General features: G+C 61.5%; 26 protein-coding genes and 1 tRNA gene. 18 read left to right on the top strand and 9 right to left on the bottom strand.

Features of this window, described 5'->3' with window-relative positions; all coding sequences use genetic code 11:
- The first annotated feature begins 32 nt into the window (after nucleotides 1-32).
- From tolB to TO66_RS24325, 6 genes are all read left to right on the top strand, one after another.
- Nucleotides 33-1,292 carry a Tol-Pal system beta propeller repeat protein TolB gene (tolB, locus tag TO66_RS24350; RefSeq protein WP_007931107.1) on the top strand — a complete coding sequence of 420 codons (1,260 nt, stop codon included), beginning with the start codon at nucleotides 33-35 and terminating at the stop codon, nucleotides 1,290-1,292.
- Between the two features lie 52 nt (nucleotides 1,293-1,344).
- A complete protein-coding gene (gene pal, locus TO66_RS24345; protein WP_003178634.1) occupies nucleotides 1,345-1,842 on the top strand; it encodes a peptidoglycan-associated lipoprotein Pal in 498 nt (165 codons plus the stop codon).
- A 6-nt stretch (nucleotides 1,843-1,848) separates the two neighbouring features.
- Nucleotides 1,849-2,673, top strand: coding sequence for a tol-pal system protein YbgF (gene ybgF, locus TO66_RS24340; protein WP_044464669.1), 825 nt, complete (start codon nucleotides 1,849-1,851; stop codon nucleotides 2,671-2,673).
- 166 nt (nucleotides 2,674-2,839) lie between these two features.
- Nucleotides 2,840-3,487: a 7-carboxy-7-deazaguanine synthase QueE gene (queE, locus tag TO66_RS24335; protein WP_044464668.1), complete on the top strand. Its 648-nt coding sequence runs from the start codon at nucleotides 2,840-2,842 to the stop codon at nucleotides 3,485-3,487.
- A 1-nt stretch (nucleotide 3,488) separates the two neighbouring features.
- Entirely contained in the window at nucleotides 3,489-4,190 is a 702-nt protein-coding gene (gene queC, locus TO66_RS24330; RefSeq protein WP_044464667.1) for a 7-cyano-7-deazaguanine synthase QueC, read from the top strand.
- Between the two features lie 63 nt (nucleotides 4,191-4,253).
- Nucleotides 4,254-4,329: transfer RNA gene (locus tag TO66_RS24325), tRNA-Lys, on the top strand.
- Nucleotides 4,330-4,470: 141 nt separating this feature from the next.
- On the opposite strand, the gene TO66_RS24320 is transcribed toward TO66_RS24325, so the two are convergent.
- From TO66_RS24320 to TO66_RS24300, 6 genes are all read right to left on the bottom strand, one after another.
- On the bottom strand, nucleotides 4,471-5,871 hold the full coding sequence (locus TO66_RS24320; RefSeq protein ID WP_044464666.1) for a TolC family protein: 1,401 nt from the start codon (nucleotides 5,869-5,871) through the stop codon (nucleotides 4,471-4,473).
- The gene (locus TO66_RS24315; protein WP_044464665.1) at nucleotides 5,871-8,030 is read right to left on the bottom strand and encodes a peptidase domain-containing ABC transporter; all 2,160 of its coding nucleotides are present in this window, start codon (nucleotides 8,028-8,030) and stop codon (nucleotides 5,871-5,873) included. Before TO66_RS24315 ends, TO66_RS24320 begins: the two co-directional genes overlap by 1 nt.
- 11 nt (nucleotides 8,031-8,041) lie before the next feature.
- On the bottom strand, nucleotides 8,042-9,298 hold the full coding sequence (locus tag TO66_RS24310; RefSeq protein ID WP_080926030.1) for an HlyD family secretion protein: 1,257 nt from the start codon (nucleotides 9,296-9,298) through the stop codon (nucleotides 8,042-8,044).
- Between the two features lie 488 nt (nucleotides 9,299-9,786).
- Entirely contained in the window at nucleotides 9,787-10,092 is a 306-nt protein-coding gene (locus TO66_RS24305) for a hypothetical protein (protein ID WP_044464663.1), read from the bottom strand.
- 92 nt (nucleotides 10,093-10,184) lie between these two features.
- Nucleotides 10,185-10,385: a hypothetical protein gene (locus tag TO66_RS33495; RefSeq protein WP_148558625.1), complete on the bottom strand. Its 201-nt coding sequence runs from the start codon at nucleotides 10,383-10,385 to the stop codon at nucleotides 10,185-10,187.
- Nucleotides 10,386-10,669: 284 nt separating this feature from the next.
- Nucleotides 10,670-11,542 carry an AraC family transcriptional regulator gene (locus TO66_RS24300; RefSeq protein ID WP_044464662.1) on the bottom strand — a complete coding sequence of 291 codons (873 nt, stop codon included), beginning with the start codon at nucleotides 11,540-11,542 and terminating at the stop codon, nucleotides 10,670-10,672.
- Nucleotides 11,543-11,946: 404 nt separating this feature from the next.
- Between TO66_RS24300 and TO66_RS24295 the strand changes: the two genes are divergently transcribed.
- The 12 genes from TO66_RS24295 (at nucleotide 11,947) to TO66_RS24240 (ending at nucleotide 22,639) form a co-directional block, all read left to right on the top strand.
- A complete protein-coding gene (locus TO66_RS24295; RefSeq protein WP_044464661.1) occupies nucleotides 11,947-12,138 on the top strand; it encodes a Flp family type IVb pilin in 192 nt (63 codons plus the stop codon).
- Nucleotides 12,139-12,755: 617 nt separating this feature from the next.
- Nucleotides 12,756-12,947, top strand: a complete 192-nt coding sequence (locus tag TO66_RS24290; protein WP_038576427.1) for a Flp family type IVb pilin — start codon at nucleotides 12,756-12,758, stop codon at nucleotides 12,945-12,947.
- A gap of 29 nt (nucleotides 12,948-12,976) precedes the next feature.
- Nucleotides 12,977-13,495 carry a prepilin peptidase gene (locus TO66_RS24285; RefSeq protein WP_044464660.1) on the top strand — a complete coding sequence of 173 codons (519 nt, stop codon included), beginning with the start codon at nucleotides 12,977-12,979 and terminating at the stop codon, nucleotides 13,493-13,495.
- A 14-nt stretch (nucleotides 13,496-13,509) separates the two neighbouring features.
- Complete coding sequence (locus tag TO66_RS24280; protein WP_044464659.1) at nucleotides 13,510-14,829, top strand: ATPase AAA; 1,320 nt, start codon at nucleotides 13,510-13,512, stop codon at nucleotides 14,827-14,829.
- A 16-nt stretch (nucleotides 14,830-14,845) separates the two neighbouring features.
- Nucleotides 14,846-15,652 carry a Flp pilus assembly protein CpaB gene (cpaB, locus tag TO66_RS24275; RefSeq protein WP_044464658.1) on the top strand — a complete coding sequence of 269 codons (807 nt, stop codon included), beginning with the start codon at nucleotides 14,846-14,848 and terminating at the stop codon, nucleotides 15,650-15,652.
- Nucleotides 15,653-15,689: 37 nt separating this feature from the next.
- Entirely contained in the window at nucleotides 15,690-17,027 is a 1,338-nt protein-coding gene (locus tag TO66_RS24270; protein WP_044464657.1) for a TadE/TadG family type IV pilus assembly protein, read from the top strand.
- An 8-nt stretch (nucleotides 17,028-17,035) separates the two neighbouring features.
- Nucleotides 17,036-17,506 (top strand): TadE/TadG family type IV pilus assembly protein, encoded by a 471-nt coding sequence (locus TO66_RS24265; RefSeq protein WP_044464656.1) that lies wholly within the window; start codon nucleotides 17,036-17,038, stop codon nucleotides 17,504-17,506.
- A complete protein-coding gene (locus TO66_RS24260) occupies nucleotides 17,506-18,009 on the top strand; it encodes a TadE/TadG family type IV pilus assembly protein (RefSeq protein WP_044464655.1) in 504 nt (167 codons plus the stop codon). The genes TO66_RS24265 and TO66_RS24260 overlap by 1 nt, the downstream gene beginning before the upstream one ends.
- A complete protein-coding gene (locus tag TO66_RS24255; protein WP_044464654.1) occupies nucleotides 18,003-19,220 on the top strand; it encodes a DMSO reductase family iron-sulfur subunit in 1,218 nt (405 codons plus the stop codon). The genes TO66_RS24260 and TO66_RS24255 overlap by 7 nt, the downstream gene beginning before the upstream one ends.
- A 3-nt stretch (nucleotides 19,221-19,223) precedes the next feature.
- Complete coding sequence (locus tag TO66_RS24250; protein ID WP_044464653.1) at nucleotides 19,224-20,657, top strand: CpaF family protein; 1,434 nt, start codon at nucleotides 19,224-19,226, stop codon at nucleotides 20,655-20,657.
- A 2-nt stretch (nucleotides 20,658-20,659) separates the two neighbouring features.
- Nucleotides 20,660-21,646 (top strand): type II secretion system F family protein, encoded by a 987-nt coding sequence (locus TO66_RS24245; RefSeq protein WP_044464652.1) that lies wholly within the window; start codon nucleotides 20,660-20,662, stop codon nucleotides 21,644-21,646.
- 27 nt (nucleotides 21,647-21,673) lie between these two features.
- Nucleotides 21,674-22,639 carry a type II secretion system F family protein gene (locus TO66_RS24240; RefSeq protein WP_044464651.1) on the top strand — a complete coding sequence of 322 codons (966 nt, stop codon included), beginning with the start codon at nucleotides 21,674-21,676 and terminating at the stop codon, nucleotides 22,637-22,639.
- A 58-nt stretch (nucleotides 22,640-22,697) separates the two neighbouring features.
- On the opposite strand, the gene TO66_RS24235 is transcribed toward TO66_RS24240, so the two are convergent.
- The 3 genes from TO66_RS24235 to TO66_RS24225 all read right to left on the bottom strand — a co-directional run bounded on the left by TO66_RS24235 (nucleotide 22,698) and on the right by TO66_RS24225 (nucleotide 25,052).
- Nucleotides 22,698-22,976 carry a DUF3613 domain-containing protein gene (locus tag TO66_RS24235; protein WP_044464650.1) on the bottom strand — a complete coding sequence of 93 codons (279 nt, stop codon included), beginning with the start codon at nucleotides 22,974-22,976 and terminating at the stop codon, nucleotides 22,698-22,700.
- A 13-nt stretch (nucleotides 22,977-22,989) separates the two neighbouring features.
- Nucleotides 22,990-23,700 carry a lipopolysaccharide assembly protein LapB gene (locus tag TO66_RS24230; protein ID WP_044464649.1) on the bottom strand — a complete coding sequence of 237 codons (711 nt, stop codon included), beginning with the start codon at nucleotides 23,698-23,700 and terminating at the stop codon, nucleotides 22,990-22,992.
- A 107-nt stretch (nucleotides 23,701-23,807) separates the two neighbouring features.
- Nucleotides 23,808-25,052 (bottom strand): type II and III secretion system protein family protein, encoded by a 1,245-nt coding sequence (locus TO66_RS24225; protein WP_044464648.1) that lies wholly within the window; start codon nucleotides 25,050-25,052, stop codon nucleotides 23,808-23,810.
- Nucleotides 25,053-25,527 lie beyond the last annotated feature (475 nt).

The following is a 25,527-nucleotide window of genomic DNA, read 5'->3' as shown; positions in this document are numbered from 1 at the left end:
TTCTTCGAGGATTGCTTGTCGTTATTTGCTGTATGGCAGGGATAGCGACGGCGGATGAAAAGAACATTCTGGTCACCAGTGGTAGCGACCGGGCCACGCCGATCGCTGTCGTGCCATTCGGTTGGCAAGGGGGCAGCGTGCTGCCCGACGACATGGCGGAAATCATCGGCAACGACCTGCGTAACTCGGGTTACTACTCGCCGATTCCAAAGCAGAACATGATCAGCCTGCCGACCCAGGCCAGCGAAGTCATCTACCGCGACTGGAAGGCCCTGGGCGCCCAGTACATCATGGTCGGCAGCATTGTTCCGGCGGGCGGTCGCCTGCAGGTGCAGTACGCGCTGTTCAACGTCGCCACCGAGCAGCAAGTGCTGACCGGCAGCGTTTCGGGCAGCGTCGACCAGCTGCGTGACATGGCTCACTACATTTCCGACCAGTCGTTCGAGAAACTGACGGGTATCAAGGGCGCCTTCTCGACTCGCATGCTGTACGTCACGGCAGAGCGTTTCTCCGAGAAGAACACCCGTTATACCCTGCAGCGCTCCGACTACGACGGCGCGCGTGCGGTGACCCTGCTGCAATCCCGCGAGCCGATCCTGTCGCCACGCTTCGCGCCGGATGGCAAGCGTATTGCCTATGTGTCGTTCGAGCAGAAGCGCCCGCGCATCTTCGTGCAACACATCGACACTGGCCGTCGCGAGCAGATCACCAACTTCGAAGGCCTGAACGGCGCGCCTGCCTGGTCGCCGGACGGCCAGCGCCTGGCGTTCGTGCTGTCCAAGGACGGTAACCCCGACATCTATGTGATGAACCTGGGTTCGCGCCAGATCTCGCGTGTGACCGCAGGTCCCGGCATCAACACCGAACCGTTCTGGGGCAAGGATGGCTCGACCATCTACTTCACCTCGGACCGCGGCGGCAAGCCACAGATCTACAAGACCAGTGCTGGTGGTGGCGGTGCCGAACGCGTGACGTTCGTGGGCAACTACAACGCCAACCCGAAACTGTCTGCGGACGAGAAGACCCTGGTCATGATTCATCGCCAGGATGGTTTCACCAACTTCAAGGTAGCGGCTCAGGACCTGCAGCGCGGTAATGTGAAAATCCTTACCGACAGCACACTTGATGAGTCGCCTACTGTTGCGCCCAACGGCACCATGGTAATCTACGCCACCCGCCAGCAGGGCCGGGGAGTCTTGATGCTCGTGTCCATCAATGGACGCGTGAGGCTCCCGCTTCCTACCGCTCAAGGCGAAGTCAGAGAACCGTCCTGGTCCCCTTACCTGAACTGACGCGGCGCTTTACGTTTTACTTAACACACTGGGGTTCATTAGGAGTTTCACGATGGAAATGCTGAAGTTTGGTAAGTTTGCTGCGCTGGCTCTGGCCATGGCCGTAGCTGTAGGTTGCTCCTCCAAGGGCGGTGACAACGCTGGTGAAGGCGCTGTCGATCCAAACGCTGGTTACGGCGCTAACACCGGTGCAGTTGACGGCTCCCTGAGCGAAGAAGCTGCTCTGCGCGCAATCACCACCTTCTACTTCGAATACGACAGCTCGGACCTGAAGCCAGAAGCCATGCGCGCTCTGGACGTTCACGCCAAAGACCTGAAAGCAAACGGCGCTCGCGTTGTTCTGGAAGGCAACACCGACGAACGTGGTACTCGTGAGTACAACATGGCACTGGGCGAGCGTCGTGCGAAAGCCGTTCAACGCTACCTGGTTCTGCAAGGTGTTTCCCCAGCTCAGCTGGAACTGGTTTCCTACGGCGAAGAGCGTCCAGTTGCTACCGGCAACGACGAGCAGTCCTGGGCTCAAAACCGTCGCGTCGAACTGCGTAAGTAATTCGTCATGCGAACGTGCCGTCGTGCTCTAACTGTCTTGGCTCTCAGCCTCGCGCCGCTTTCGGTGTGGGCTGCGGTTCCTGTGGTCGATAACAACTCGGGCTATAACAATAGCGGGGGCAGTTATCCGCCAGCGGGTTATGGCACGAACGGCGCCTATGCCGGGGGAGGGGTTTCGACCCCTGTCTCGGCACAGGGCGAGCTGTTCCAGCAACTGCAGCAAATGCAGGAGCAGATTGCGCGGCAACAAGGTGTGATCGAAGTGTTGCAAAACGATGTTGCGCGGATGAAACAGGAAAGCCTGGAACGTTACCAGGATCTTGATCGGCGCATTGGAGCGGGCGGTGCACCTGCCGCGACTCCTGAGAATTCTTCCGCCGGTGGTGATGTAGGTGCCGCCGGTGCGGCTGCCGGAGCTGCCTCGCAAGCTCCAGCGGCCAGTAGTGAACCGGGCGATCCGGCGAAGGAAAAGCTGTATTACGACGCAGCCTTCGACCTGATCAAGGCCAAGGATTTCGACAAGGCCAGTCAGGCGTTTGCCGCTTTCCTGCGTAAATACCCGAACAGCCAGTATGCGGGCAATGCCCAGTACTGGTTGGGCGAAGTGAACCTGGCCAAGGGCGACCTGCAAGGCGCTGGCCAGGCATTTGCCAAGGTTTCCCAGCTGTATCCGAAGCATGCCAAGGTGCCGGACTCGCTGTACAAGCTGGCTGACGTGGAACGTCGCCTGGGCCATGCAGACAAGGTCAAAGGCATTCTGCAGCAGGTCGTGGCGCAATATCCGGGCACTTCCGCTGCCCAGTTGGCCCAGCGCGATCTGCAACGCATGTAATCGAGTTTGAGCTGTTTTGAAGAAACCCGCGCTTGTCGCGGGTTTTTTCGTTAGAATCCATGCCCTTTTTATGAAACACGCTTCCTGGGATTACCGTGTTTGCGGGATTCCTCGAGGTGCCTGACGGAGGCGGACAGCCTGTTTAGCTGTTACGCCCGTGGCGACTATGCAAGACACATTGAGAATTACCGAAGTTTTCTACTCGTTGCAGGGTGAAACTCGGACTGCCGGCCTGCCCACGGTTTTTGTGCGCCTGACCGGTTGTCCGCTGCGTTGCCAATACTGCGACAGTGCCTACGCGTTCAGCGGCGGCACCCTGCGCACCCTTGAAAGCCTGCTCGAACAGGTTGCCGATTTCCGCCCGCGTTACGTCTGCGTGACCGGCGGCGAGCCGCTGGCGCAACCTAACGCCATTCCCCTGCTCAAGCAGCTGTGCGACGCCGGTTATGAGGTTTCGCTGGAAACCAGCGGAGCGCTGGACATTTCCGCGGTCGACCCGCGTGTCAGCCGGGTGCTCGACCTGAAGACCCCCGGCTCGCAAGAAGCCCAGCGCAATCGCTACGAGAACATCGAGCTGCTGACAGCCAATGACCAGGTCAAGTTTGTCATCTGTTCCCGTGAGGACTATGACTGGGCGGTTTCCAAGCTGATCCAGTACGGTCTGGAGCGGCGGGCGGGGGAGGTGCTGTTCTCGCCGAGCCATCATGACCTGAATGCCCGCGATCTGGCCGACTGGATCGTTGCGGACAACCTGCCGGTGCGCCTGCAATTGCAGCTGCATAAATATCTTTGGAATGACGAGCCGGGGCGCTGATATGACTGAACACGCACAGAACCAAGTTTCCACCGAAAAACGCGCGGTGATCCTGCTGTCCGGTGGCCTCGATTCGGCCACGGTGGTTGCCATGGCGCAGGCCGAAGGTTACCGCTGCTACACCATGAGCTTCGACTACGGCCAGCGTCACCGCGCCGAATTGCAAGCGGCCGAGCGGGTCGCGCGCGACCTGGGCGTGGTCGAACACAAAGTGATCGGCCTCAACCTGAACGGTATTGGCGGCTCCGCGCTGACCGACAGCTCCATCGACGTGCCTGAGGCACCGAGCGAAGGGATCCCGGTCACCTACGTGCCCGCGCGTAACACCGTGTTCCTGTCCCTGGCGCTGGGCTGGGCGGAAGTGCTGGGCGCGCGGGATATCTTCATCGGCGTCAACGCGGTGGACTACTCGGGGTATCCGGATTGTCGCCAAGAGTTTGTCGAAGCGTTCGAGCGCATGGCCAATCTGGCGACAAAGGCCGGGGTAGAGGGGCAGGGGTTCCGTATCCAGGCTCCGCTGCAGAACCTGAGCAAGGCCGATATCGTCAAGGCGGGCGTCAAGCTTGGGGTGGATTACAGCCTGACCGTTTCCTGCTATCAGGCCGATGACAACGGTCGTGCATGTGGCAAGTGCGACAGTTGCCGTTTGCGCGCAGAAGGTTTTGCTGCGGCGGGCGTCAGCGATCCAACACCTTATTTTTGATTTTTTTCATATGAAGTGTTGAATTCCTTTTAGAAATCAGTATTATACGCGCCACCACACAGCGGGTCGTTAGCTCAGTTGGTAGAGCAGTTGGCTTTTAACCAATTGGTCGTAGGTTCGAATCCTACACGACCCACCATTTTCAGCAGTATTTGAAATCCGAAAGGCCCACGAAAGTGAGGATTTTCGGATTTTTTTTTGCCTGCAGAAAAGCCCCGGCGCGCCTTGCTCGTTCGGTCTGGCAGTGCCGCCTTTTCAGCGGTTTCAGGTTCACGCTCATTCAGGGCAGCGCCCAGAATCCCAGGCGGCCGAGGCTTGCCGCCAAACGCAGGCGGGAGGTCTGCCAGTTGCCGAGGGCCTGGATATGTTGCTCCTCGGCACTGGCGTAGGCGGTCAGGGTGTTCAGCAGTTCGATCATGCTGCCGACCCCCGAGCGATAGCGCCCCTGCACCACCTCCAGACTCTGTCGCGACTGTTCGACCAGCTCGCGGGTGCGCCTCAGGCTGCGGGTTTCCGTGCTCAGTGACTGGTAGTTGCTCCAGACTTCCAGCGATACTTGCTGCTCGGTATCGGCCAACTCCAGCCGGCTGGCCTCCTGGCGGGCCAGGGCGTTTCGCACCTGATAGTTACGCTCAAAGCCTTCGAACAAGGGGATCTTCAGTTGCAGGCCGATGCTGCGATCGTACTCGCGGGTATCGCCATTGAGCGCCCGCGATTGATCGTTATGATTGCGTGCCAGGTTGGCAGTCAGCGCCAGGCTCGGTCGGCCCATCGCGCGGCTTTCCGTCACTGCGGCCCCCGCGGCTTGCAGCCGCGCCTGGGCGGCAAGCAATGCCGGATGTTCGCGTCGGGCCTCGGCAAGCAGCTCGTCGATGGCCTTGACGAAACCGGTATCGGGTAGGGTTTCCAGATCGCTGACCAGGCGCAGAGGCATGTCTGGCGGTTGGCCCATGCGTAGCGCGATGACGCCAAGGGCGCTGCGCAGGGTTCCCTCAACACGGACCTGGCGCAGGTTCGCCTCGGACAAGGCGGTTTGCGCCTGCAAGCGATCGGAAAGCGCGGCGACGCCGGCCCTGTACTTGGCATCGGCGGCTTCGAGATTTTGTTCCGCCAGTGCCGTCACCTGTCGCGAGGCCGTCAGGCTGCGTTGCGCGGCGAGGGCATCGTAGTAGGCCTGGGCGGCGAGGGCGAAGCCGTTCTGCAGCGTCATCTCCTGGCTGGCGATGGCTGCCAGCAAGAGCTGCTGGGCGTTGTTCAGGGTGGCGCTGCGCCGACCGAAGTCAAACAGTACCCAACTCAGTTCGAGATTGCCGCCGCGGCGCCGGCGCTGACCGTCGATAGATTGTCCGGGGAGGTCTCGGTAATCGATTCGGGTATCGTTCCGGCTGCTTTCCAGGCGTCCGTCGAGGCGCGGCAGGAAGGCCGAGCGGGCGATCCCGACTTGCGCGGCCTGCACCTTGGCATTGGCCCAGGCCAGACGGGTCTGCGGGTCGTGACAGAGCATTCGTTCAATGGCTTGCGCCAGGGTCAGTTCGGCCGGCAACGACCCGGAGACGCATGGCTGGCCATCGGTCCCAAGGTCGTACACGACATGCTTGGCAGTGCCAAATACGTCCGGTTCGGCGGTGGCAAAAGAGGCGCTGCCCAGGAGGCAGAGCAGCAGGCAGGCCGGCGCACGCATCAGGCTTGCCCTTGCGTAGTCATGGCCTGGCGTTCGGCCAGGCTCTCGGCGGTTTCGTCCAGCACTATCTTGCCTTGGCCGAGGACCACGACCCGATCCGCAGAGGCAATGGTCTCTGGACGGTGGGCGACCATGATGCGGGTGATGCGCAGCGCACGGATGGCGGCATTCACCCGCTGTTCGCAATGGACATCGAGGTGGCTCGTCGCCTCGTCGAGAAAGAGGACTTTCGGTTTCTTGTACAACGCCCGGGCCAGCATGACCCGCTGTTTCTGGCCACCGGAAAGCACCGTGCCCATCTCGCCGACCAGGGTGTTGTAGCCCATCGGCATGGCCTGGATGTCGTCATGGATAGCGGCCATCTGCGCGCATTGGATCAGCCACGGCATGTCCACCTGCGGGTCGAAGAAACCGATGTTTTCGCTGAGCGAGCCGGCAAACAGCACATCGTCCTGCAAGACCGTGGCAACCAACTCGCGCAGCCCGTCCAGGCCCAGTTGCGAGAGTTCCAGTCCGGCCACGCGAACCTGCCCTTCATTGGCCGGCAGGATGCCGAGCAGAACGTTGAACAGGGTGCTCTTGCCGCAGCCCGAAGGGCCTACGATGGCCACTGATTCACCTGCGCCGATCCGTAGGTCGACGCCGTCGAGCACCCACGGCTCCTGGTCCGAGTAACGGTAGCGCAGGCCCTGTATCTCGATGCCCGCTTCGCGTTCGTCGAGGCTGTCCAGGTCCACATTGCCGTGGTTGTTTTCCGCGGGCTGAAGGACGATATCGGCCAGGCGCTCGCCTTGCAGTTGCAGCATGCGCAGTTCGAAGAACTTGTCTATCAGGCTGCCGACGCGGTCATCGAACTGCGACTTGTAGGCGTTGAAGGCCATCAGTACGCCGACGCTGAACTGGCCGTCCATCACCATGGTCGCACCGAGCCAGATCACTAGCAGGTTTTCCACGCCGAACAGCAGGCCATTCATCTGTTGATAGATCAGTTGCAGTTTCTGCGTGCGCAGGCCGGCGTTGATCTGCTCCACCAGCAGGCCGAGCCACACCGCGCGGCGCTCGTCCTGGCGTTGGAACAGCTTCAATGGACGGATGCCGCGCACTGTTTCCAGGAAGTGGCTCTGCTGGCGTGCGGCATGCACGATCTGCTCTTCGGTGGCATTGCGCAGCGGGCGGTACCAGATCCAGCGGCCCAGGGCATAGAGACTCATGGAGGCAAGAGCAATGGCCGCCAGCGGCGGGCTGTAGAGCAGCATCATGCCCAGGGTGGCGGCGGTCATCAGACCGTCCAGCACGGCTGAGAGAAAGGCTGCAGTGAGGGTCTGCTGGATGTTGCCCACCGCGCCGAAGCGCGAAACCACGTCGCCCAGATGGCGCTTCTCGAAATACTGGATGGGCAGGCGCAGCAGGTGGCTGAATACGTTGGCCTGCCACTGCACGCCGAGCAGGGTGCTCATGTGCATCATGACCCAGGCGCGCACCCCACTGACCGCCTGTTGCATCAGTAGCAGCAGGCCGAAGCCTATGACCAGGGTGCTGAGCAGGTCGCGATCTGCGCTGACGATGACGTTGTCGATCGTCCATTGCAGGAAGAACGGGCTGACCAACGAGAACACCTCGAGCGCGCCGGCCAGCAACAGAACCTGAGCCAGCGAGCGGTAGAGCCCGGTGACTTTGCCCAGCATGCCCAGCAACTTGATCCGCGGCGGCGCTTGCTGCTTCTCGAAGCCGCTGTCCGGCCAGAACTCCACCGCGACGCCGGTGAAGCTTTGCGAGAACTCTGCCAGGCTCACCCGGCGCAGCCCGTGAGCGGGATCGTGGAGCAAGGCGCCGCGGGCATCGATCGCCTTCAGTACGACGAAATGATTGAAATTCCAGTGCAGCACGCACGGCAGCTTGAGCTTGCCGAGATCGCCGAGATCCAGCTTCACCGCGCGGGTTCCCAGTTGCAGGCGGTGCGCGGTCTGGATCAGTTGCTTCAAGGCGATGCCCTTGAGCGACACGCTGAAGCGCCGGCGCAGTTCCATCAGGTTGGTATGGTAGCCGTGGTAGCCGGCAATCATCGCCAGACAGGCCAGGCCGCATTCGGTGGCTTCGGTTTGCAGTATCAGCGGCAGGCGTCGCGTCAGGCGCAGGGCGAGGTTGTCGAGAAATACCATGCTGGCGCTTCCTAAAGTTTGCCGGTCAGGCTGTAGAGCGGTTCCAGCACCCATTCATATAAATGTCGGGTGTCTTGGAGAATGTCCGCGTCGAGCAGCATGCCGCTCTGCAATGGCCGAGGCTGCCCGTAGGCGGTGGCCGCTTGTTGGTCGAGGCTGACGCGCAAGCGATACAGCTGTTCACCGTCCTGGCCCAGTCCCGGCACGCCACCGATCATGCTGGACAGTTCGGCCGGCGACACGCTGGTGCGGGAGATCGATTGCACCTGGCCGTGGTACTGGCCGAACTTCTGGTACGGATAGGCCTGATAGCGGATCAGCACCGAGTCTCCCGGCTTGATGAAACCGATGGATTTGCTCGGGGCGTAGAGCTCTGCCTGCAAGGGAGTGTCGGCGGGCACGATGCTCAGCAGCGGACGTGAGCTGTCCACGGTCTGGCCCACCTCGGCGAGCACGGCGGTGGCGATCCCGGTTTCCGGGGCGATGATCAGCAGCGTGCGTTTGGCCTCGCTTTCCGCCAGGTCTTGTTCCAGGGTCGAGAGCTGACGACGGATTTCCGCGAGCTGGTTCGCCTGGCGTGCCGGCAAGCCTGCTAGTTCGTTGCGCCGTTCGGTGGACTGCTGTTGCAGGGACGTGCGCTCACGTTCCAGGCCTTGCAGGGTCTGGCGCTGGCCGAGGAGTTCGGACTGGCGCTGTTGCAACTGGTCCATGGAAATGTAGCCCTTGTCCATCAGCCCCTGGTAACGCTCGACGGCATCGCTGGCCAGCGCCAGCAGGCGCTGTTGGCTATCGGTTTGCGCGGAGAGGGTGGCGAGCTCACGTTGCAGACTGGACACCTTGCTGGTCAGGCTGTCGCGCTCGTCAGCCTGTAGCCGGCGGATCTTCTCGAGCTCGTCGCGCAGGGAGTCACGACGTTGTTCGAGCGTGCGACTGATACCTGCTTGTACCGGCCCTGCATCACTGCCGTAGCGTTCGCTGGAGAGAATCATCAGGCGTTCCCCGCGTTTCACCCTCTGGCCCTCGTGGACGAACTTCTCCAGTACGATGCCCGGTTGCGGAGCATGCACCTTGACCTGGCCGTTGGCCGGAACCAGTTGGCCGCTGACGGTGCTGCGCTTGGTGTAGCTGCCTAGCAGGAAAAATCCGATGACCATCAAAGCCATTGCTGTCGCCAGCAGCGTCAGGAACGAGAAGGAAACGGGGCGGATCAGCATGATCTCGCCCAGTCCGCCGGAATGTTGTGCGTCGAGCGCCTCCTGGCGGAACAAGGTCATTTGGGGCATCGGGGGAACATCCTGTCATTGAGCATGTGAGTTCGGTGGTTATGAGGAGGCGAGAATATGCATTTAGGGTTGTTATCAGTCAGTGGGGTTGTTTCTGTAAGAGGGTTGTGTAGTTGGCAGACGCTCTGTTAAGGAATTGTTTTCCTGTTGCACTGGTTAGTTGGTAGGAGAGCTTTAATGCCTTTGGCCTAGGGTGGTGTCCATATTGGTTTTATATAGTGGAGTGGGATCTGGATAGTTTTTGCTTTTGGTTTCTTATGCCAGGGGGACGTATTTTAGAAGTACTGCCGGCTTTTGTTTTTCGATGCCTCACGATATCTCGGTTGGAAGTGGTCTTTTATAAGTTGTGATCCGTGAGTTGAGTTATGCCGCACTTGATTATGTATTGATCACGATCTTGGTAACGATGATTTGTTATGGCGAAAAGATGAAGGCGTCTACCCGTTATAGCTGGGTAGACGCGCAGGGGTAGATCAGGCCTTCGACCTGCCGAACAGGATACGGCCTGCTTCAATCGCAATGTCGACGGCACGGTCAGGACCTACAAAGGCGCCGCCGATTAAACCGCCGAGACCGCCGAGAACCGTTCCGTAGAGCATGCCGACACCGGCGGAGATACCGCCGACGATCCAGCCGCCGGCATTTGCACCGAATTTGCCGCCGGCGATGGCGCCGACCCAGCTACCTCCAATGGCGCCGATCGCACTGCCGGCGATCGACTCCTGTAACGAGAGTGCGCCGGAAACAGCTTCAATCTCACTGCTGGTTAGTTCTTTCATCTGTTCTACCTTTTTTAGAAGGAAAGTAGGGGGATATGAACTACTTGAGGGTTTCCCATGCTCTAGGAAAGCTTCAAGGTGAGGATTGAGTATCAGCGCCACCAGGAGGGAGGAATGCCTGGACGCCCTTCAAGCGCCCCTTGGGTGACGGGCCTCCAGAATATGCAGTCTTTTGGAGGAACGGTTGGCATGACACCCACTAGCTTATCGAAGTCGAACTCCAGTGTTTTCGGTGACAACTCATTAGCAGCACCACTGATATATCCGATTTCCATTTCGTTCAATTCTTTCATGAATACTCTCACTGTATTGGGTAATTGCGAGTTGAATGCGATGCAACTGCATTCGATGTAAATGATTGCGTAAAAAATATCCATGACGAAATCAGAAAAGACTGAGATGCCGTCATCCTTAATCTGATGGAGTGTGTTATCCCATACTTTATTTATTGATTTATCGAGGAAGATCGGCTGAGGAAAACCCCGCGGATTTTGTTTCGCTCGGGTTCCCGGGGGGAACCGCGCCGCAGGTCAGTCCGGCGTTTCCCATTCCGGCTGTCACAGTCGGCGCTGTGCGCTTATCGGCCTTCGATACGCAGCGGCAGGCTGTCGATCACCTGGGACAGCGTCTGTTCCGATTGCTCTTCTTCTGCCGGTTCGGCACTTCTTGAATTCTGCCGGTATTCGCTGGGGCTCACGCCCACGAATTGCTTGAAGGCGCGGGCGAAGTAGGAAGGGTCCTTGAAGCCGACTTCATAACCGATGCTGGTGATGGGCATCTGGCTGTTGTCGAGCAGGTTCTTGGCGTTATCCATGCGCTTGCTCAGGATGTAGTCCATGAATCCCAGGCCATGGACTTCCTTGAACAGGCGGCTGAAGCGAAACGTGGTCATGCCACAACGCTTAGCCAGTTCTTTCTGGTCGATGCTTTCGCGGAAGTTCTGCTCGATATACAGCAGCACGTCGCTGAGCGCCTGATGTTTCTGATGTTCTACGGTCAGCCGGATGCTGTCCGGCAGGGACGGGCCATGCTCGATCTGCCGGTTGGCGGGGTTGAGGCTGTGGCGCAGTTCGTAGAGTTGCTTCATGGCGTGCAGGAAGCGTCGAATCTCGGCACTCGACAGAGGAAGCACCATGTACTCCCAGACCCGCGAGCGCATGGCCCACACGGCGAGTTCCTCGGAGTGCTGCACGGTGAACATGGCGATGGGGATGGAAGGCAGCTTGTGCTTGATGTCCAGCAGCAGGTTGAGCCCCGGCATGTCCGGGCGGTCATAGTGCATGCAGATCATGTCTGGCGGTGGAAGAGCGTGCTTGTCGGGAGCAACGGCCTCTTTCGCCACCTGGCAATCGCAGGTCGGGCGAAACAGCGCAATCAGCTCTTCGGATGATCGATTGCGCGTGAGGTCGAACCATAGAAGCGAAGGTTTCTGGGTCGACTCAGGTTTCATTTCCTTTTTCCTTCCTGGGGTCGCGCTGTCGCTGTCAGTATCGCCATTGGACTTTAAGGACCAAGGATCGAGTTCGGATAAGAGGTCATACATTCTCTTGATTACCTTCTATGCCTGGCAGCGGGATAGCAATCGACTGGCAGATCCTTGTTGTCGTGATTGCATCGCCTGCTCCACTGCTGCGGTTGAATCAAACTCGTGCCATATGAGAACGCTTCCCTTTTGAATACTTTTTGCGCCTGCCAGCAACTTAGCCGTTGTTTTGCGGCCCGCCAGGCCTCGCAAAAAAGTCCTAGAAAACGACAATAAACTCCTAACTCTGGTGGATAGCCCCTGACTAGGCTTCAGTCAGGCGGCACAACTACTGATCGCCTTAATGCAACTTTACGTGTGAGGTGGAGAAGATGAATCTGCAATCAATCAAAACCTCGGTGCTGGCATTCATCAAGGACGAAGAAGGCTTGACCATCGTGGAATATGCCGTAGCAGGTGGCTTGATAACGCTGGGAGCCGTTGCAGCGTTCATTACCCTGGGTGGGAATGTGAGCACTGCCATCACCAGCCTGGGTTGTGCTGTTCAGGGCAAGACCTGTTGACGACAGCCGCTGCCTCGAGCCCTCTGTTCCGGGCCGCGGTTGCTTGTGGTTCCTGCGCGGCCAGACTCTTCGGGTCTGGCCCCGAAGAGCGGGTTTCCTCAGGTTGTTGCTGTCGTGCATCTGCGCTCCACTATCCGATCTTGTTGCAGCCAAGCCACTTCACTTCGGTCTCGAACGGGACCGACCTCGCCAGGCGACCGTTGGCCGACATGGCTCGGCGACCTTGAAATTCTCTTTTCCCGCTCAAGAAGTATCGTCGCTGTATGGCCCTCGTGAAGATCAAGTCTCGATATGAACACGCTCGGTTAGTTCGTTTCGCACTATGGTTTCGGTGCCGCGGACATGATCGAGGCCTTTGTCATTATCGACAGTGCTCCGGGTGCTAGCCGCAGTGCCGGCCGATGCTGTTCGAGAGGTTCTCTCGACGCCTCTCTCGTATCAATTCCCCGCTTCGCGGGAGTGTTATTCCTGATGTTTTAGATCTTTCCGCCTCCCGCAATAAAGTCCTAACGATCAGCAAAAAACTCCTAACCCTCTCAATGTTCCCCTGACTAATGTTCAACCAGGCAGTACGCCAGTGCTGCTCTCGAAGAAATCACTTGAGTGAGGTGGACAAAATGAATCTGCAATCGATCAAGACTTCGGTAATCAAGTTCGCCAAAGACGAAGACGGCCTGACCATCGTGGAGTACGCAGTGGCCGGCGGGTTGATCACTTTGGGGGCTGTTGCCGCCTTCATCACCCTGGGCACCAACGTGAAGACAGCCATTACCAGCCTGGGGTGCGCTGTCCAGGGCAAGACCTGCTAACACGCCAGCTGTCGCCGAGGGATGCAGTCATGGGCAAAGAGCAGTTTTTCGCTGTTGCATTGATGCTGGGACTGCTGGGGATTGCGGTGGTGAGCGATCTGCGTCGCCACCGTATTCCCAACCTCTTGGTGCTGTTGGGGTTGGGGCTGGGGATTGCCGGTCAGGTCTGGGCCTCCGGCGTCATTGGCTTCGGTTACGGACTGCTGGGCATGTCGATCGGCTTTATCGTTTTTCTCCCCCTGTACGCCTTTGGGGGAATGGCGGCCGGCGACGTCAAGCTCATGGCCATGGTCGGCACTTTTCTTACGCCACATCACGCCCTCTGGGCGGCGTTTTTCAGCCTTATCGCCGGTGGTGCGTGTGGAGTTCTGATTGTCCTGGTGCGTGGCCAGGTTCAACAGACGATGGGGCGCTACTGGCTGATGATGCGAGCCAGAGCCTATTTGTCGCCGGCGGACGATGAAGTGGCCGGCAAACCCTTTCCTTATTCGGTTGCGATCCTGCTCGGCACATTGGCCAGCTTTTTCTGGTTGCCCGTTGGCCAGTAGCTCAGGAGAACATTATGTATGCCATCAGCAACAGCCGGCCGAACGGCAAAGAACGCGAGGCAGTGCAGCGGCTGGCTCCCCAGCCGCGCACCATCCTCGAGACCGGGCTGGCGGACAATTTCCTCGCGGACCTAGTCTGCAAGCACCTGCACGATGCGGGCGTGCTGGACATGCCACGGCTGGTCGAGCGCCTGGCGCTGACCGGGGCGGTTGTTGAAGAAGTCCTCAATTTCCTGCGCCAGGATCATCGGATCGAGGTCCTCGGCCAGGGCACCGGCCAGGGCTTGCGCTTCGGGCTGACCGAGCGCGGCCGCAGCACCGCCCGCGACGCCCTGTCACGCAGCGGCTACATCGGCGCGGCGCCCTTTCCGGTCGGCGCCTATCGCTCGCTGCTCAAGGTCCAGACCATTCACCATGGCCGCATCAGCGCCCGGGACATGCAGGCTTCCTTCGGCTCGATGGTGCTGGCGCAGAACATGCTCGATCAGCTGGGCGTGGCCTTGAACTCCGGCCGCGCAATCATGATTTACGGGCCGGCCGGGACGGGCAAGACCTATGTCAGCAGCCGCTTGATCCGGCTGTTTTCCGAGGCCATCTGGGTGCCTCATGCCATTGCGATCAACGATGCGGTAATCGAGGTCTACGACCCCCAGGTGCACCGGCGCCTGGATGCCGGCGACGCGCAGAACAGCCTGCTGCTCAATGAAGGAATCGACCGTCGGCTGCTGTGCTGCGAACGGCCGATCGTCATCACCGGCGGCGAGCTGACCATGGAGCAGCTGGATATCCGCTACGACCCGTTCACTCGCCAGTACCAGGCGCCCTTGCAGCTCAAGGCCAGCAACGGCCTGTTCGTCATCGACGACATGGGGCGCCAGCGCATGGCTCCCGCGGAGTTGCTCAATCGCTGGATCGTTCCGATGGAGGAGAAGCGTGACTTCCTCAATCTCGGTGGCGGGCGGCACTGCGAGCTGCCCTTCGACCTGGTCCTGGTGTTTTCCACCAACCTGAACCCGCTGGAGCTGGCCGACGAGGCCTTCCTGCGGCGTATTGGCTACAAACTGCAGTTCGGCTACCTCAAGCCCGAGGAGTACGAACGCATCTGGATTCAAGAGACGGAGCGCCTGGGTACCCACTATGACCCCCAGCTGTTGCGCTACGTCCTGGAGGAACTCTACGGCGCCGAAAGCATGCCGCTGGTTCCTTGTCACCCAAGGGATCTCTTGAGCATGGCGCTCGATCGCCAGCGTTACGTGGGCGCCAGCGGACCGCTGTCAAGCGTGGAGCTGGAGTGGGCCTGGCACAGCTATTTCGTCCAGCTCGATTTTCTTTGAGTAAGGAGATACCGACATGAGTTCTCGCACTTTCACACTGGTGACCTTGTCCGTGGTGCTGGGCCTGGGTGCGGCATGGATGGCCAACAACTGGCTCAATGCACGACTCAATGCCAGCCCCGACGATAACCAGCAGAACGTGGTGGTGGCGACCGTGGAAATCGCCTTCGGGCAAATGGTCGAGCCGCAACAGGTGGCGCTGGTGCGCATGCCCAAGGAAACCGTTCCCGAGGACGCCTTCGACGCCACCGACAAGGTGGTGGGCAAGATCGCCACCTTCTCCATGCTGCGCGGCGACATCCTGCGCGGCGCGCGCCTGGCCGAACATTTGGGCGGCAGCACCCTGGCATCGCTGATCGAACCGAGCAAGCGGGCCATTTCGGTGCGGGTCGACGATGTGGTCGGCGTCGGCGGGTTCCTCTTGCCAGGCAATCGGGTCGATGTGCTGGCTACCCGGCAGACCGGCAACGACGGGAATGCCGAGTCCAGGACCATCCTGCAAGACCTGCGGGTGCTGGCGGTGGACCAGACGGCCAGCACCGACAAGACCCAACCGGTGGTCGTGCGGGCGGTCACCCTGGAAATGACGCCTGTCCAGGCCGAGGAGCTGGTCAAGGGCATGACCGCCGGCAAGCTGCAACTGGCCCTGCGCAACCCGCTGGACAACCAGAAGCAAGCCGCGGTCGCCGAACCGGTGGCCATGGTCCAGGAAGCGCCGGCGCCTCCCGTGGTGCATCCCGTCGTGCGCCAGCGGGCCGTCAACGATAGCGGCATCACGGTGATTCGCGGGATCGAGGTCAACGTCGTGAAGTCCCAGTTGTAAACGATCGGGCACGACAAGGGCGGATAAAGAGGGCTTGATGATGAGCGCGCGAATCCAACAGCCATTGAGCGCATTTCCACGGCAGCAGGGCGGCGCCATGATCGTACTGGTCGTGATCGCGCTGGCCTCGATGTTGTTGCTGGGAGCCCTGGCGCTGGATGGCGGCCACATGCTGGTGAACAAGTCCCGGCTGCAGAATGCGGTGGACGCAGCGGCCCTCAGTGGTGCCAAGACTTTGAGCATGGTGCTGGGTACGACAGGGGCCGCGAGCCTGGCGCAGACCGCCGCGCTCAATACCCTGAGCCTGAATGCCAGTGCCAGCGGCAACCAGGAATTGGCCACCGCCATCGGCAACAATGTCGGCGGCTTTGCCACGGTGGAACTGGCGGCCAGCGTCTACGGACCGTTCTCCTTCCCGGGGCCGGCCAATGCCAGCTACGTGCGGGTGACGGTCGGCAACTATTCCCTGAGCGGCTTCTTCTGGGGCGTCTTCCAGGCCCTGGGCAACGGTGTCGGCAGCAAGTCGGTGAGCGCCGTCGCCACCGCCGGGCCCAGCCCCACCAGCCCGTGCGACCTGACGCCCTTGATGGTGTGCGGCGACCCGACGAAGAACAGTCCGGCCACCGGGACCTTCTGGGGCTTCAAGTTCGGCGATCCACAGGTACTGAAAACCGCCGCCGGCAACAGTTCGGCAATCGGCCCCGGCAACTTCCAGCTGCTCGATTTCGGCTCCGGTGGCAGCACGGTCCGCGAGGGGTTGGCGGGTGGCATCAGCCAGTGCAACAACGTTGGCTCGAACGTCCAGACCAAGCCGGGGAACACCGTGGGGCCTTCCGCCCAGGGCCTCAATACGCGCTTCAACGAGTATTCCGGTGGCTTGAAGGCCGCGGACTATCCACCGGACCTGGTCACCACGGTCAATGCCAAGTCGTTCACCTACGACGATACGCTGGCGCAGATCCAGTACGACAGCCAGGCGGTGACATCCAGCAGCGGCAACCTGTCCGCCGGTGGCAGCGCCTTGTACGACTACAACAACTGGGTCCAGGACTCCGCCGGCTGCGTTTCCGGCGGCGGTGGTGGCTGCCAGAGCGGCGGGGCGTTCGAACGGCGGATCATCAAGATCGTGATCGGCAACTGTAGCGGCAAGAACGATGGGGCCTCGTCGATACCGGTGCTGGGTTTCGGCTGCTACTTCGTCCTGCAGCCCGAATCGCAAAAGGGCAATGAGGCGCAGATCTTCGGTCAGTTTGTGAGCGCCTGCGAAGGCGACAACGTGCCAGGCCCCAACCCGGCCAGCAGCAACGGGCCGCAGATCATCCAGCTGTACAAGACCTATATCGACAACAGCCAGACGCCCAGCACCGATTCCTAGGAGGCTTTATGGGACGCACAGGTTTCCGAGCGCCGCACGACCAGAGCGGGATGGCGATGGTGGAGCTGGTGCTGACGCTGCCGTTGTTGCTGCTGCTGATGCTGACCTTCGCCGAGTTCGGCCGCATGCTGTTCCAGTACAACAGCCTGATGCAGGCCAGCCGCGATGCCGGGCGTTATGTCGCCGGCCAGGCGTGGAACCCCACCCTCGGCAAGCTCGACCTGAGCGACACGTTGCAGACCCAGACCAAGAGCGTCGCGGTCTATGGCGTGCCGGCCAATCCCAATGGCTATCCGGCGGTCGTGCCGGGGCTGACCACCGGCAATGTCACCGTCAGTGCGGTGGGGACCGAGCATGTCCAGGTCAGCATCACCTACACCTATGTGCCAGTGATCGGCAGCGCCTTGCCCGCCTTGTATGGCAGCAGCGTACCGCTGGGCCTGGCGTTGACTTCGACCGTGGTCATGAGGGCTTTGTGATGAACGTCAAAGGCATGCGTGGGCTGTACACCGTGGAGTTCGCGATCACCAGCCTGGTGCTGTTCACCCTGTTGTTCGGCGTGCTGGAGATGGGCCGCCTGTACTTCACCGTCAACGCCCTGAACGAAACCGTGCGCCGCGGCGCGCGCCTGGCGGCGGTATGCGATATCAACGACCCGGTGATCCTGCGCCGGGCGATGTTCAATGCGTCCACCAACAGCGGTCCGAGCAGCCTGCTCAACAACCTGACATCCGCCAACCTCAACCTGGTTTACCTGGACGCCAACGGTGCGGTGGTCGCCAGCCCCAACGATCTGACCGGCAGCAATGGATATGCCGCCATTCGCTACATCCAGCTCCAGGTCACCAATTTCAGTTTCAACCTGCTGATTCCTGGGTTCAACGGAGTCTTTGTCTTACCGGTGTTCCGCTCGACCGTGCCGCGTGAAAGCCTCGGTCGACAACCCCAGGCAGCAGTCACACCGGAGATCACGCCATGTTGAGTACTCGAGAAGCGCCCGTCGTCGCTGCGGCTGGAAAGCAAGGCAAACGCCTGCTGATCAGCGGGCGCGACGCGACGGCCTTGAACCATCTGCAAGCGTTGAGCCAGGGATTGCCGAACCTGCAGGTCAGCACTCGCCTGGTCAGTAACGGTCACACCGATCCGCTGTACGGGTTGGAGCAGATGCCCGACTTCCTGCTGCTGCGCGTCAGCCATCTATGGCGCGAAGAACTGGCGGCCTTGTTGCAGCATCCCGCCAAGGAGCGCCCACCGCTACTGGTCTGCGGCCCGCTGGATGAACGCGAGGGCATCCGCCTGGCGATGCAGGCCGGAGCCCGGGATTTCCTGCCCGAGCCGGTCGCGGCGGAGGAATTGCAGGCCGCCATCGGCCGCATGCAGATGGAGGCCAACGCAGAGCAGGGCACCGGCGGCAAGCTGATCGCGGTCATGAACGCCAAGGGCGGTTCGGGCGCCTCGATGCTGGCCTGCAACCTGGCGCAGCAACTGGCCGACCGCGGCGGCAGGACCCTGTTGCTGGACCTGGACCTGCAGTTCGGCAGCGTGGCGCACTGCCTGGATGTGGTGCCTGCCCACAGCCATGTGGATGTGCTGAAGCAGGTCGAGTCCCTGGATAGCATTGCCCTGCGTGGCTATTGCAACCACTTCAGCCAGACCCTGCATGTGCTGGGCGGGCGCACCGGAGAACTGTGCCTGACCCAGGATGTGCACCTGGAGCAGCTGGAAAAACTGTTGCGCCTGGCCCGTGGCACCTACGACTGGGTGGTGGTGGATCTGCCACGCCAGATCGACCACCTCACCGGCGTCACCCTGGAGCAGGCCGACCACATTTATGTGGTGCTGCAACAGAGCCTCAGCCACCTGAAGGACGGCACCCGCCTGACCCGTATCCTGCGCGAGGACCTGAATGTGCAGGGCAGCCGGATCCAGGTGGTGGTCAACCGCTACAACAAGGCGTCGCCGGTGAGCCTCAAGGACATTGCCGATGCCCTGCGCTGCCCGGCCCTGCAGACCCTGCCCAACGACTATGCGGCGGTCAGCGAGAGCCAGAACACCGGCGTACCGCTGGAGCGGCACGCGCCGCGTTCCGCCGTGACCCTGGCGCTGCGCGAGCTGACCCAGAACCTGGTCGGCATCGAGATCGCCCGCAAGAGTTTGTTCAAACGTACCGTCAACCGTCTGTTCGGAGGCTAGGCCATGCTCAGCGACTTTCGTAATCGCCTGCGTCAGCACCCCGGCAAGCAGGCCCCGGCAGAGAAACCGCAAGCGCCCCTCGACGGCGAGGCGTGCGCCAGCGCGCTCATGGCCTGGGAGGCCGCCGTGCCGGACCTGATCTATGAAACCAAGACCAAGCTCGGCCCGATGGAGAGCGAGTGGCGGGAAAAAATCTACCAGCAACTGCTCAAGGTCATGGACCTGTCGCTCCTCGATTCCCTGGAGCCCGCCGAAGCCACACGGCAGATCCGCGACATCTGCCAGCGCCTGCTCGATGAGCATTCAGCGCCGGTCAACGCCAGCAGCCGGCAGCTGATTCTCAAGCAGATCGCCGACGAGGTGCTGGGCCTGGGCCCCCTGGAGCCGCTGCTGAACGATCACACGGTGTCGGACATCCTGGTCAACGGGCATGCCTCGGTGTACGTCGAGCGTTTCGGCAAGCTGCAACGCACGGATGTGCGTTTTCGCGACGACCAGCACTTGCTCAACATCATCGATCGCATCGTTTCCAGCCTGGGGCGGCGCATCGACGAGTCTTCGCCGCTGGTGGACGCCCGCCTGAAAGACGGTTCCCGGGTGAATGCGATCATCCCCCCGCTGGCCATCGACGGGCCGAGCATGTCGATCCGCCGCTTCGCCGTGGATCTGCTCAACACCGAGAGCCTGGTGCAGATGGGCACCCTGACCCCGGCCATCGCCCTGATGCTCAAGGCCATCGTCCGCGGGCGGCTGAATGTGCTGATCTCCGGCGGCACCGGCAGCGGCAAGACCACCATGCTCAATGTGCTGTCCAGTTTCATCCCGCACAACGAGCGGATCGTGACCATCGAAGACTCGGCCGAGTTGCAGCTGCAGCAACCCCACGTGGTACGCCTGGAAACCCGCCCGTCGAACATCGAGGGGCGCGGCGAGGTGAGCCAGCGCGAACTGGTGCGCAACAGCCTGCGGATGCGCCCGGACCGCATCGTGATCGGTGAGGTGCGGGGCGCCGAGGCGCTGGACATGCTGACGGCGATGAATACCGGCCACGACGGTTCGTTGACCACCATCCACGCCAACACCGCCCGCGATGCCCTGGGGCGGATCGAGAACATGGTGTCGATGACCGGTGCGACCTTTCCGATCAAGGCCCTGCGCCAGCAGATCGCCTCGGCCATCGGCGTGGTCATCCAGCTGGAACGGCAGGAAGACGGTACGCGCCGGCTGGTCAGCGTGCAGGAAATCAACGGCATGGAAGGGGAGATCATCACCATGACCGAGATCTTTTCTTTCGTGCGCAATGGCGTGGGGGAGAAGGGCGAGGTGCTGGGCGAGTTTCGTCCCACCGGCATGGTCCCGGCCTTCCGCGATGTGCTGGCCAAGCGCGGGATCGAGTTGCCGCTCAGCCTGTTCCGGCCTGAATGGATGGAGGGCTAGCCATGAGTCATATTCCCAGCGAGTTCATCCTGGCCTTTCTCGGGATGGTGTTCACGGCCATGTTCCTGCTCAGCCAGAGCCTGGCGGTGCCGGTGTTCGGCGAGGCCGGCAAGGTACGCAAGCGGATTCGCAGCCGCCTCGACCTGCTGGAACGGGCCAGTAACCTGCAGAACATGCAGTCGGTACTGCGCCAGAAATACCTGCGGCGCCTGTCTCCGCTGGAGGCGCGCCTGGAGCAGCTGCCGGCGATGGAGGCCCTGGCGCAGATGATCGAGCAGGCCGGGCATGACTACCGGGCCTATCGGGTGCTGATGCTCTGCCTGACATTGATGGCGGCGACAGGCATCGCGCTCTGGCTGTTCACCCAGCTCTGGTGGGTGGCGCTCCCGGCGGCGGCCGCGGCGTTCTGGCTGCCGGTGCTGAAAATCTCCCGTGATCGCAACAAGCGCTTTGCCCGCTTCGAGGAGCAGTTGCCGGACGCGCTGGACGCCATGTGCCGGGCGCTGCGTGCCGGGCATCCGTTCAACGAAACCCTGCAACTGGTGGCCGACGAGCACAAGGGGCCGGTGGCCCACGAGTTCGGCCTGACCTTCTCCGACATCAACTATGGCAACGATGTGCGCCGGGCCATGCTCGGCCTGCTCGAACGCATGCCGAGCATGACCGTGATGATGCTGGTGACCACGGTGCTGATCCACCGCGAGACGGGCGGTAACCTGACCGAGGTACTGGAGCGCTTGAGCAGCCTGATTCGCGGCCGTTTCCGCTTTCAGCGCAAGGTCAAGACGCTCTCCGCCGAGGGGCGCCTGTCGGGCTGGATCCTGGTGGCGATGCCCTTTGTCCTGGCGGCGGCGATTGTGCTGTCGAGCCCGACCTACCTGCCGCTGCTGTTCAACGAGCCGCTGGGGCAGAAGCTGGTGATCGGCGCGTTCGTGGCGATGCTGGTGGGCATTTTGTGGATCCGCAAGATCATCCGCATCCAGGTGTGAGCACAGTCATTCGCAGGGGGTGAAGTCATGGAATATCTACTGAGTCTGATCAACCGCGTGGTGGGCAACGAGCAACTGGCGCGCCTGCTGTTCGCCGGGGCCATCGGCCTGAGCGTGGTGCTGGCCGTCGCGACCCTGGTGCTGCTGCTCCAGGGCCTGCGCGATCCGGTGCAGCGCCGTCTGCTGCTGATCAAGCGTGGCCACGGCGACGGTCATCGGCAGGACGCGCCAAGCAACCTGCAATTGATGCTGGAGCAGGTCGGCCAGCGTTTTGTCGCCGATGAGCGGGAGCAGGTTTCGGCGACCCGGACCTTGCTGATTCATGCCGGCTTTCGCTCCCAGGCCGCCGTGCAGATGTATTGGGCGGTGCGCCTGCTGACCCCGCTGGCCCTGATGGCCCTGGCGGTACTGGCGCTGCCGCTGATGCCGAATGTGTCGCTGCTGATCGGGATCGGCCTGGTGATCCTGGCGCTGGGAGTGGGCTGGCTGGCGCCGGCGATCTACGTCGATGCCCGCCGGAACGCACGGATGACCCGTTTGCTGGTGGCTTTCCCGGACGCGCTGGACTTGATGGTGGTCTGCGTGGAGTCGGGCCTGGCCTTGCCCCAGGCGATCGAGCGGGTATCGGAAGAGATCGCCGTCAGCCAGCCCGACCTGGCCATGGAACTGGCATTGGTCAACGCCGAGATCCGTGCCGGGATTCCCAGCACCGAAGCGCTCAAGCACCTGGCCGAACGTACCGGGCTGGAGGATATCCGCGGCTTGGTGAGCCTGTTGGCGCAGAGTATTCGCTTCGGTACGAGCGTCGGTACGACCCTGCGTATCTATGCCGAGGAGTTTCGTGACCGGCGCACCCAGCAGGCCGAAGAAAAGGCCGCGAAGATCGGTACCAAACTGGTGTTCCCGCTGATCTTCTGCCTGTGGCCCAGTTTCTTCCTGGTGGCCATAGGACCGGCGATCATCGGGGTGTTCAAGGTCTTCGGGAAGTTATGAGAAAGGGCGGGGGCAACGACCTTGCCCCCGCTGAGCGCCAGCGCGATCCATTGCCCTTCTATTGCCCTTGCGAGCCCCCTGAACCCTGCGAGCCTGCGTACTCCTTGTAGTACTCGGGGATCGGGTGCTTGTAGTTGTCCAGCCAGCGCTGCAGGCTCAATTCTCGCTCGCTGGGCGAGGCATTTTGCGGGATGGTCGACTTGACCTGGTTACGGCTCTGCAGCAGCAACCAGGTTTCGGTCGGCTTCTGCGACGGCGACGACGGGCCGGGTTCGATGGCCTGGGCCGCGAGCGGAAGCAGCAAGAGTCCCAGGCAGCCAAGCGTTTGGTATTTCATCGCGACCTCCGCGTTATTGGTTGATTGACACCGATGGCGACGGATTGGCAGTCACTACCTTTTCGGCGGGTGCCTTGCCCTTCTTCGCGTTCCGCAGTTTCTCGGCCCGTTCCCGGGCACTGGTGATTTGTTCGGGCTTGAGGCCGACACGAGTGGCCAGGTCCGAGGCCTGCTTGGTGTTGCCTTGATACAGCAGCAGGGTCACCAGGTTGAGGGCGGCCAGCTGATCGTCCTGTTTCAGCTCCATGGCGGTGAGAAACTCGAAGCTGGCTTGCTTGGTATTGCCCTGGTTGAGGTAGATCACCCCCAGGTCGTTGCGGATCTTTTCGTCGGTAGGGGAAAGCTGCGCCGCGCGTTTCAGATGGTCCAGGGCCACCGCGTTATCGTTGCGTGAGGCCGCCAACTGGCCCAGGCCCTGTTCGCCTTCGGCGGACAGGCAGGTGCCGAGCAGGCTGCGAAACAGGGGCTCGGCGTCGCTTTGTCCCAGTTGGCGATAGATCTTGGCCTTGCGCAGGCGGACCTGCACCAGGTTATCCGGCAGGCGTTGCAGGTTGGCCAGGCCGGCGTGCAGCTTGCCTTCGCCGATCATGCCGTCGGCCAGGCTCAGGGACAGTTCCTGGTCCGAATCCAGCTTGCTGCAGGACTGTTGCGACCAGGCGTTGCCGCCGTTGCTGGCGCAACCACTGAGCAGGGCCAATCCCAGCGCCGCGATGACGACCTTCATGTTTCGCTCCTGCAACGATCCGCCTGCCAAACCGTGGCGTACCCGTGGTTTGCCGGATACGCCGCCCATAAGCCTGGGGGCGGTGGGCGCAGAGCCCGAGCGCCAGGTCATTGCGACAGCCCGCTGGAGGCCTGGTCAAAGTCGCCGTTTTCCAGGAAGTACAGGCGGAACCAGTTCGGGTCGTAGTTGCGCAGGGGTTCGCCAGGCAGCGTTGGCAACTTGGCGTTGACCGCCAGCGGTTGCACCAGGTGCGGAGTGACGATCATCAAGAGTTCCTTCTCTTCGCGGCGGATCGAGGAGTCGCGGAAAAACGCCCCCAGGATCGGGATCTCTCCCAGGCCCGGGAATTTGCTCACCGCGGTGGTATTGGTGGTGCTGATCAGGCCGCTGATCACGAAACTCTCACCGTCGGCCAGGGAGATGCTGGTGTCGGTGCGGCGCACGATCAGCGCAGGCACGGTGATGCCGTTGACGGAAATCCCGTTGGTGAAGTCCAGCTCGCTGACCTCCGGGGCGACCTTCAAGGCGATGCGGTCGCTGCCGACTATGGTCGGGGTCAGGGTCAGGCGGATACCGAATTCCTTGTACTGGATGGTGATCGAGTCGCTGCCACTGCTGGGCACCGGGATCGGCACTTCACCACCGGCGAGAAAGCTTGCGCTCTGCCCGCTCAGCGCCACCAGGCTCGGACGCGCCAGGGTGTAGGCAAAGCCGCTGCCTTCCAGGGCGTTGATCAACCCCAGCACGTTGCCGCCGCCAAAGCCGATATTGAACGTACCGTTGTTGAGCGGCAGGTTGGCCGTGACGCCGCCGATGTTGCCGGGCGTCACCCTCAGCCCTGGCACCGTGCCCGGAGAACTGAAGAGGAAATTGCCGCTCTTGCCGAAGATCGAGGTGCCGGCCTCTTTGAGCTTGCTGCGGCTGACTTCGACAAAGCGGATATCGGTCTGCACCTGGCTGGCCAGCGCCGGATCTTCGGACGGCGGCAGCAGCGAACTGACCATGGAATGAGGGCCTTTGCCCTGGACGAAGACCACGCTCTCACGAGGTTTCTGATCGCAGGCCGTCCAGACCATCAGGCTGGTTGCGCCGGGTGCGATACCGGTCAGCAGATAGGAATCCCGTCCATTGAGATACACATCGGCCACTTTCGGATCGCCCACCGCCAGCCGGGTGATGGGGACGGAAGAATGCATCAGCGTCTGCTGGCCTTCTCCCACCTCTACGGTTGCGGGAAGCGGTTGCAATCCTGTGCAATTATTGGGCGCTGCGATGGCTATCCCGGCAGGCAGGCCGGAGACAATCAATGCCCACGCCACTCTCCTGAACGCCCGTACACAATTACTGTTCATGCACTGCTTCCTTGTCTGAGCTGGGGGAGACCGCGAGGTCCGGTGAAGATCATTCTCATTCCCTGAGCCGGAGCCCGCCGAGTGTTACAGCAGCCAATCTGGATTTAGCTGTTTCTGTAAATCACGTTAGCGCAGAAAGGTAAAAATGCTATCGAGTGTAAAAAAGTGTTCAATCGATCGTGGGGATTGCCCCTGACCCGCCGAATTGAGCCTCTTTCGCTGGGGCGGGTGAGGGGGGCGATTTTCCGGGTGTGGCGCTGGATCGATGGCGCTGGCAGGCGCCGATTCGCAGGCTCGCCTGCCCCTTGTACGTCGGCGGTGGCGGCCGCTGGGCGGAGCACCTGACGCAGGTCAGAATCATCTTTTACATCAAGGAGATATTCTGTAGCCTTGCGCAGCTTCACGCTGTCCGTGCCTGATGAATTCACTCTCCCGGCGGGGCCCTGAGTGGTCCGGAGCCGGTGGTATACTCGAC

This window comes from Pseudomonas sp. MRSN 12121 (assembly GCF_000931465.1).
Taxonomy (GTDB): domain Bacteria; phylum Pseudomonadota; class Gammaproteobacteria; order Pseudomonadales; family Pseudomonadaceae; genus Aquipseudomonas.
The sequence above is the reverse complement of the archived record's forward strand: the minus strand, read 5'-3'. Positions and strand labels throughout refer to the sequence as shown.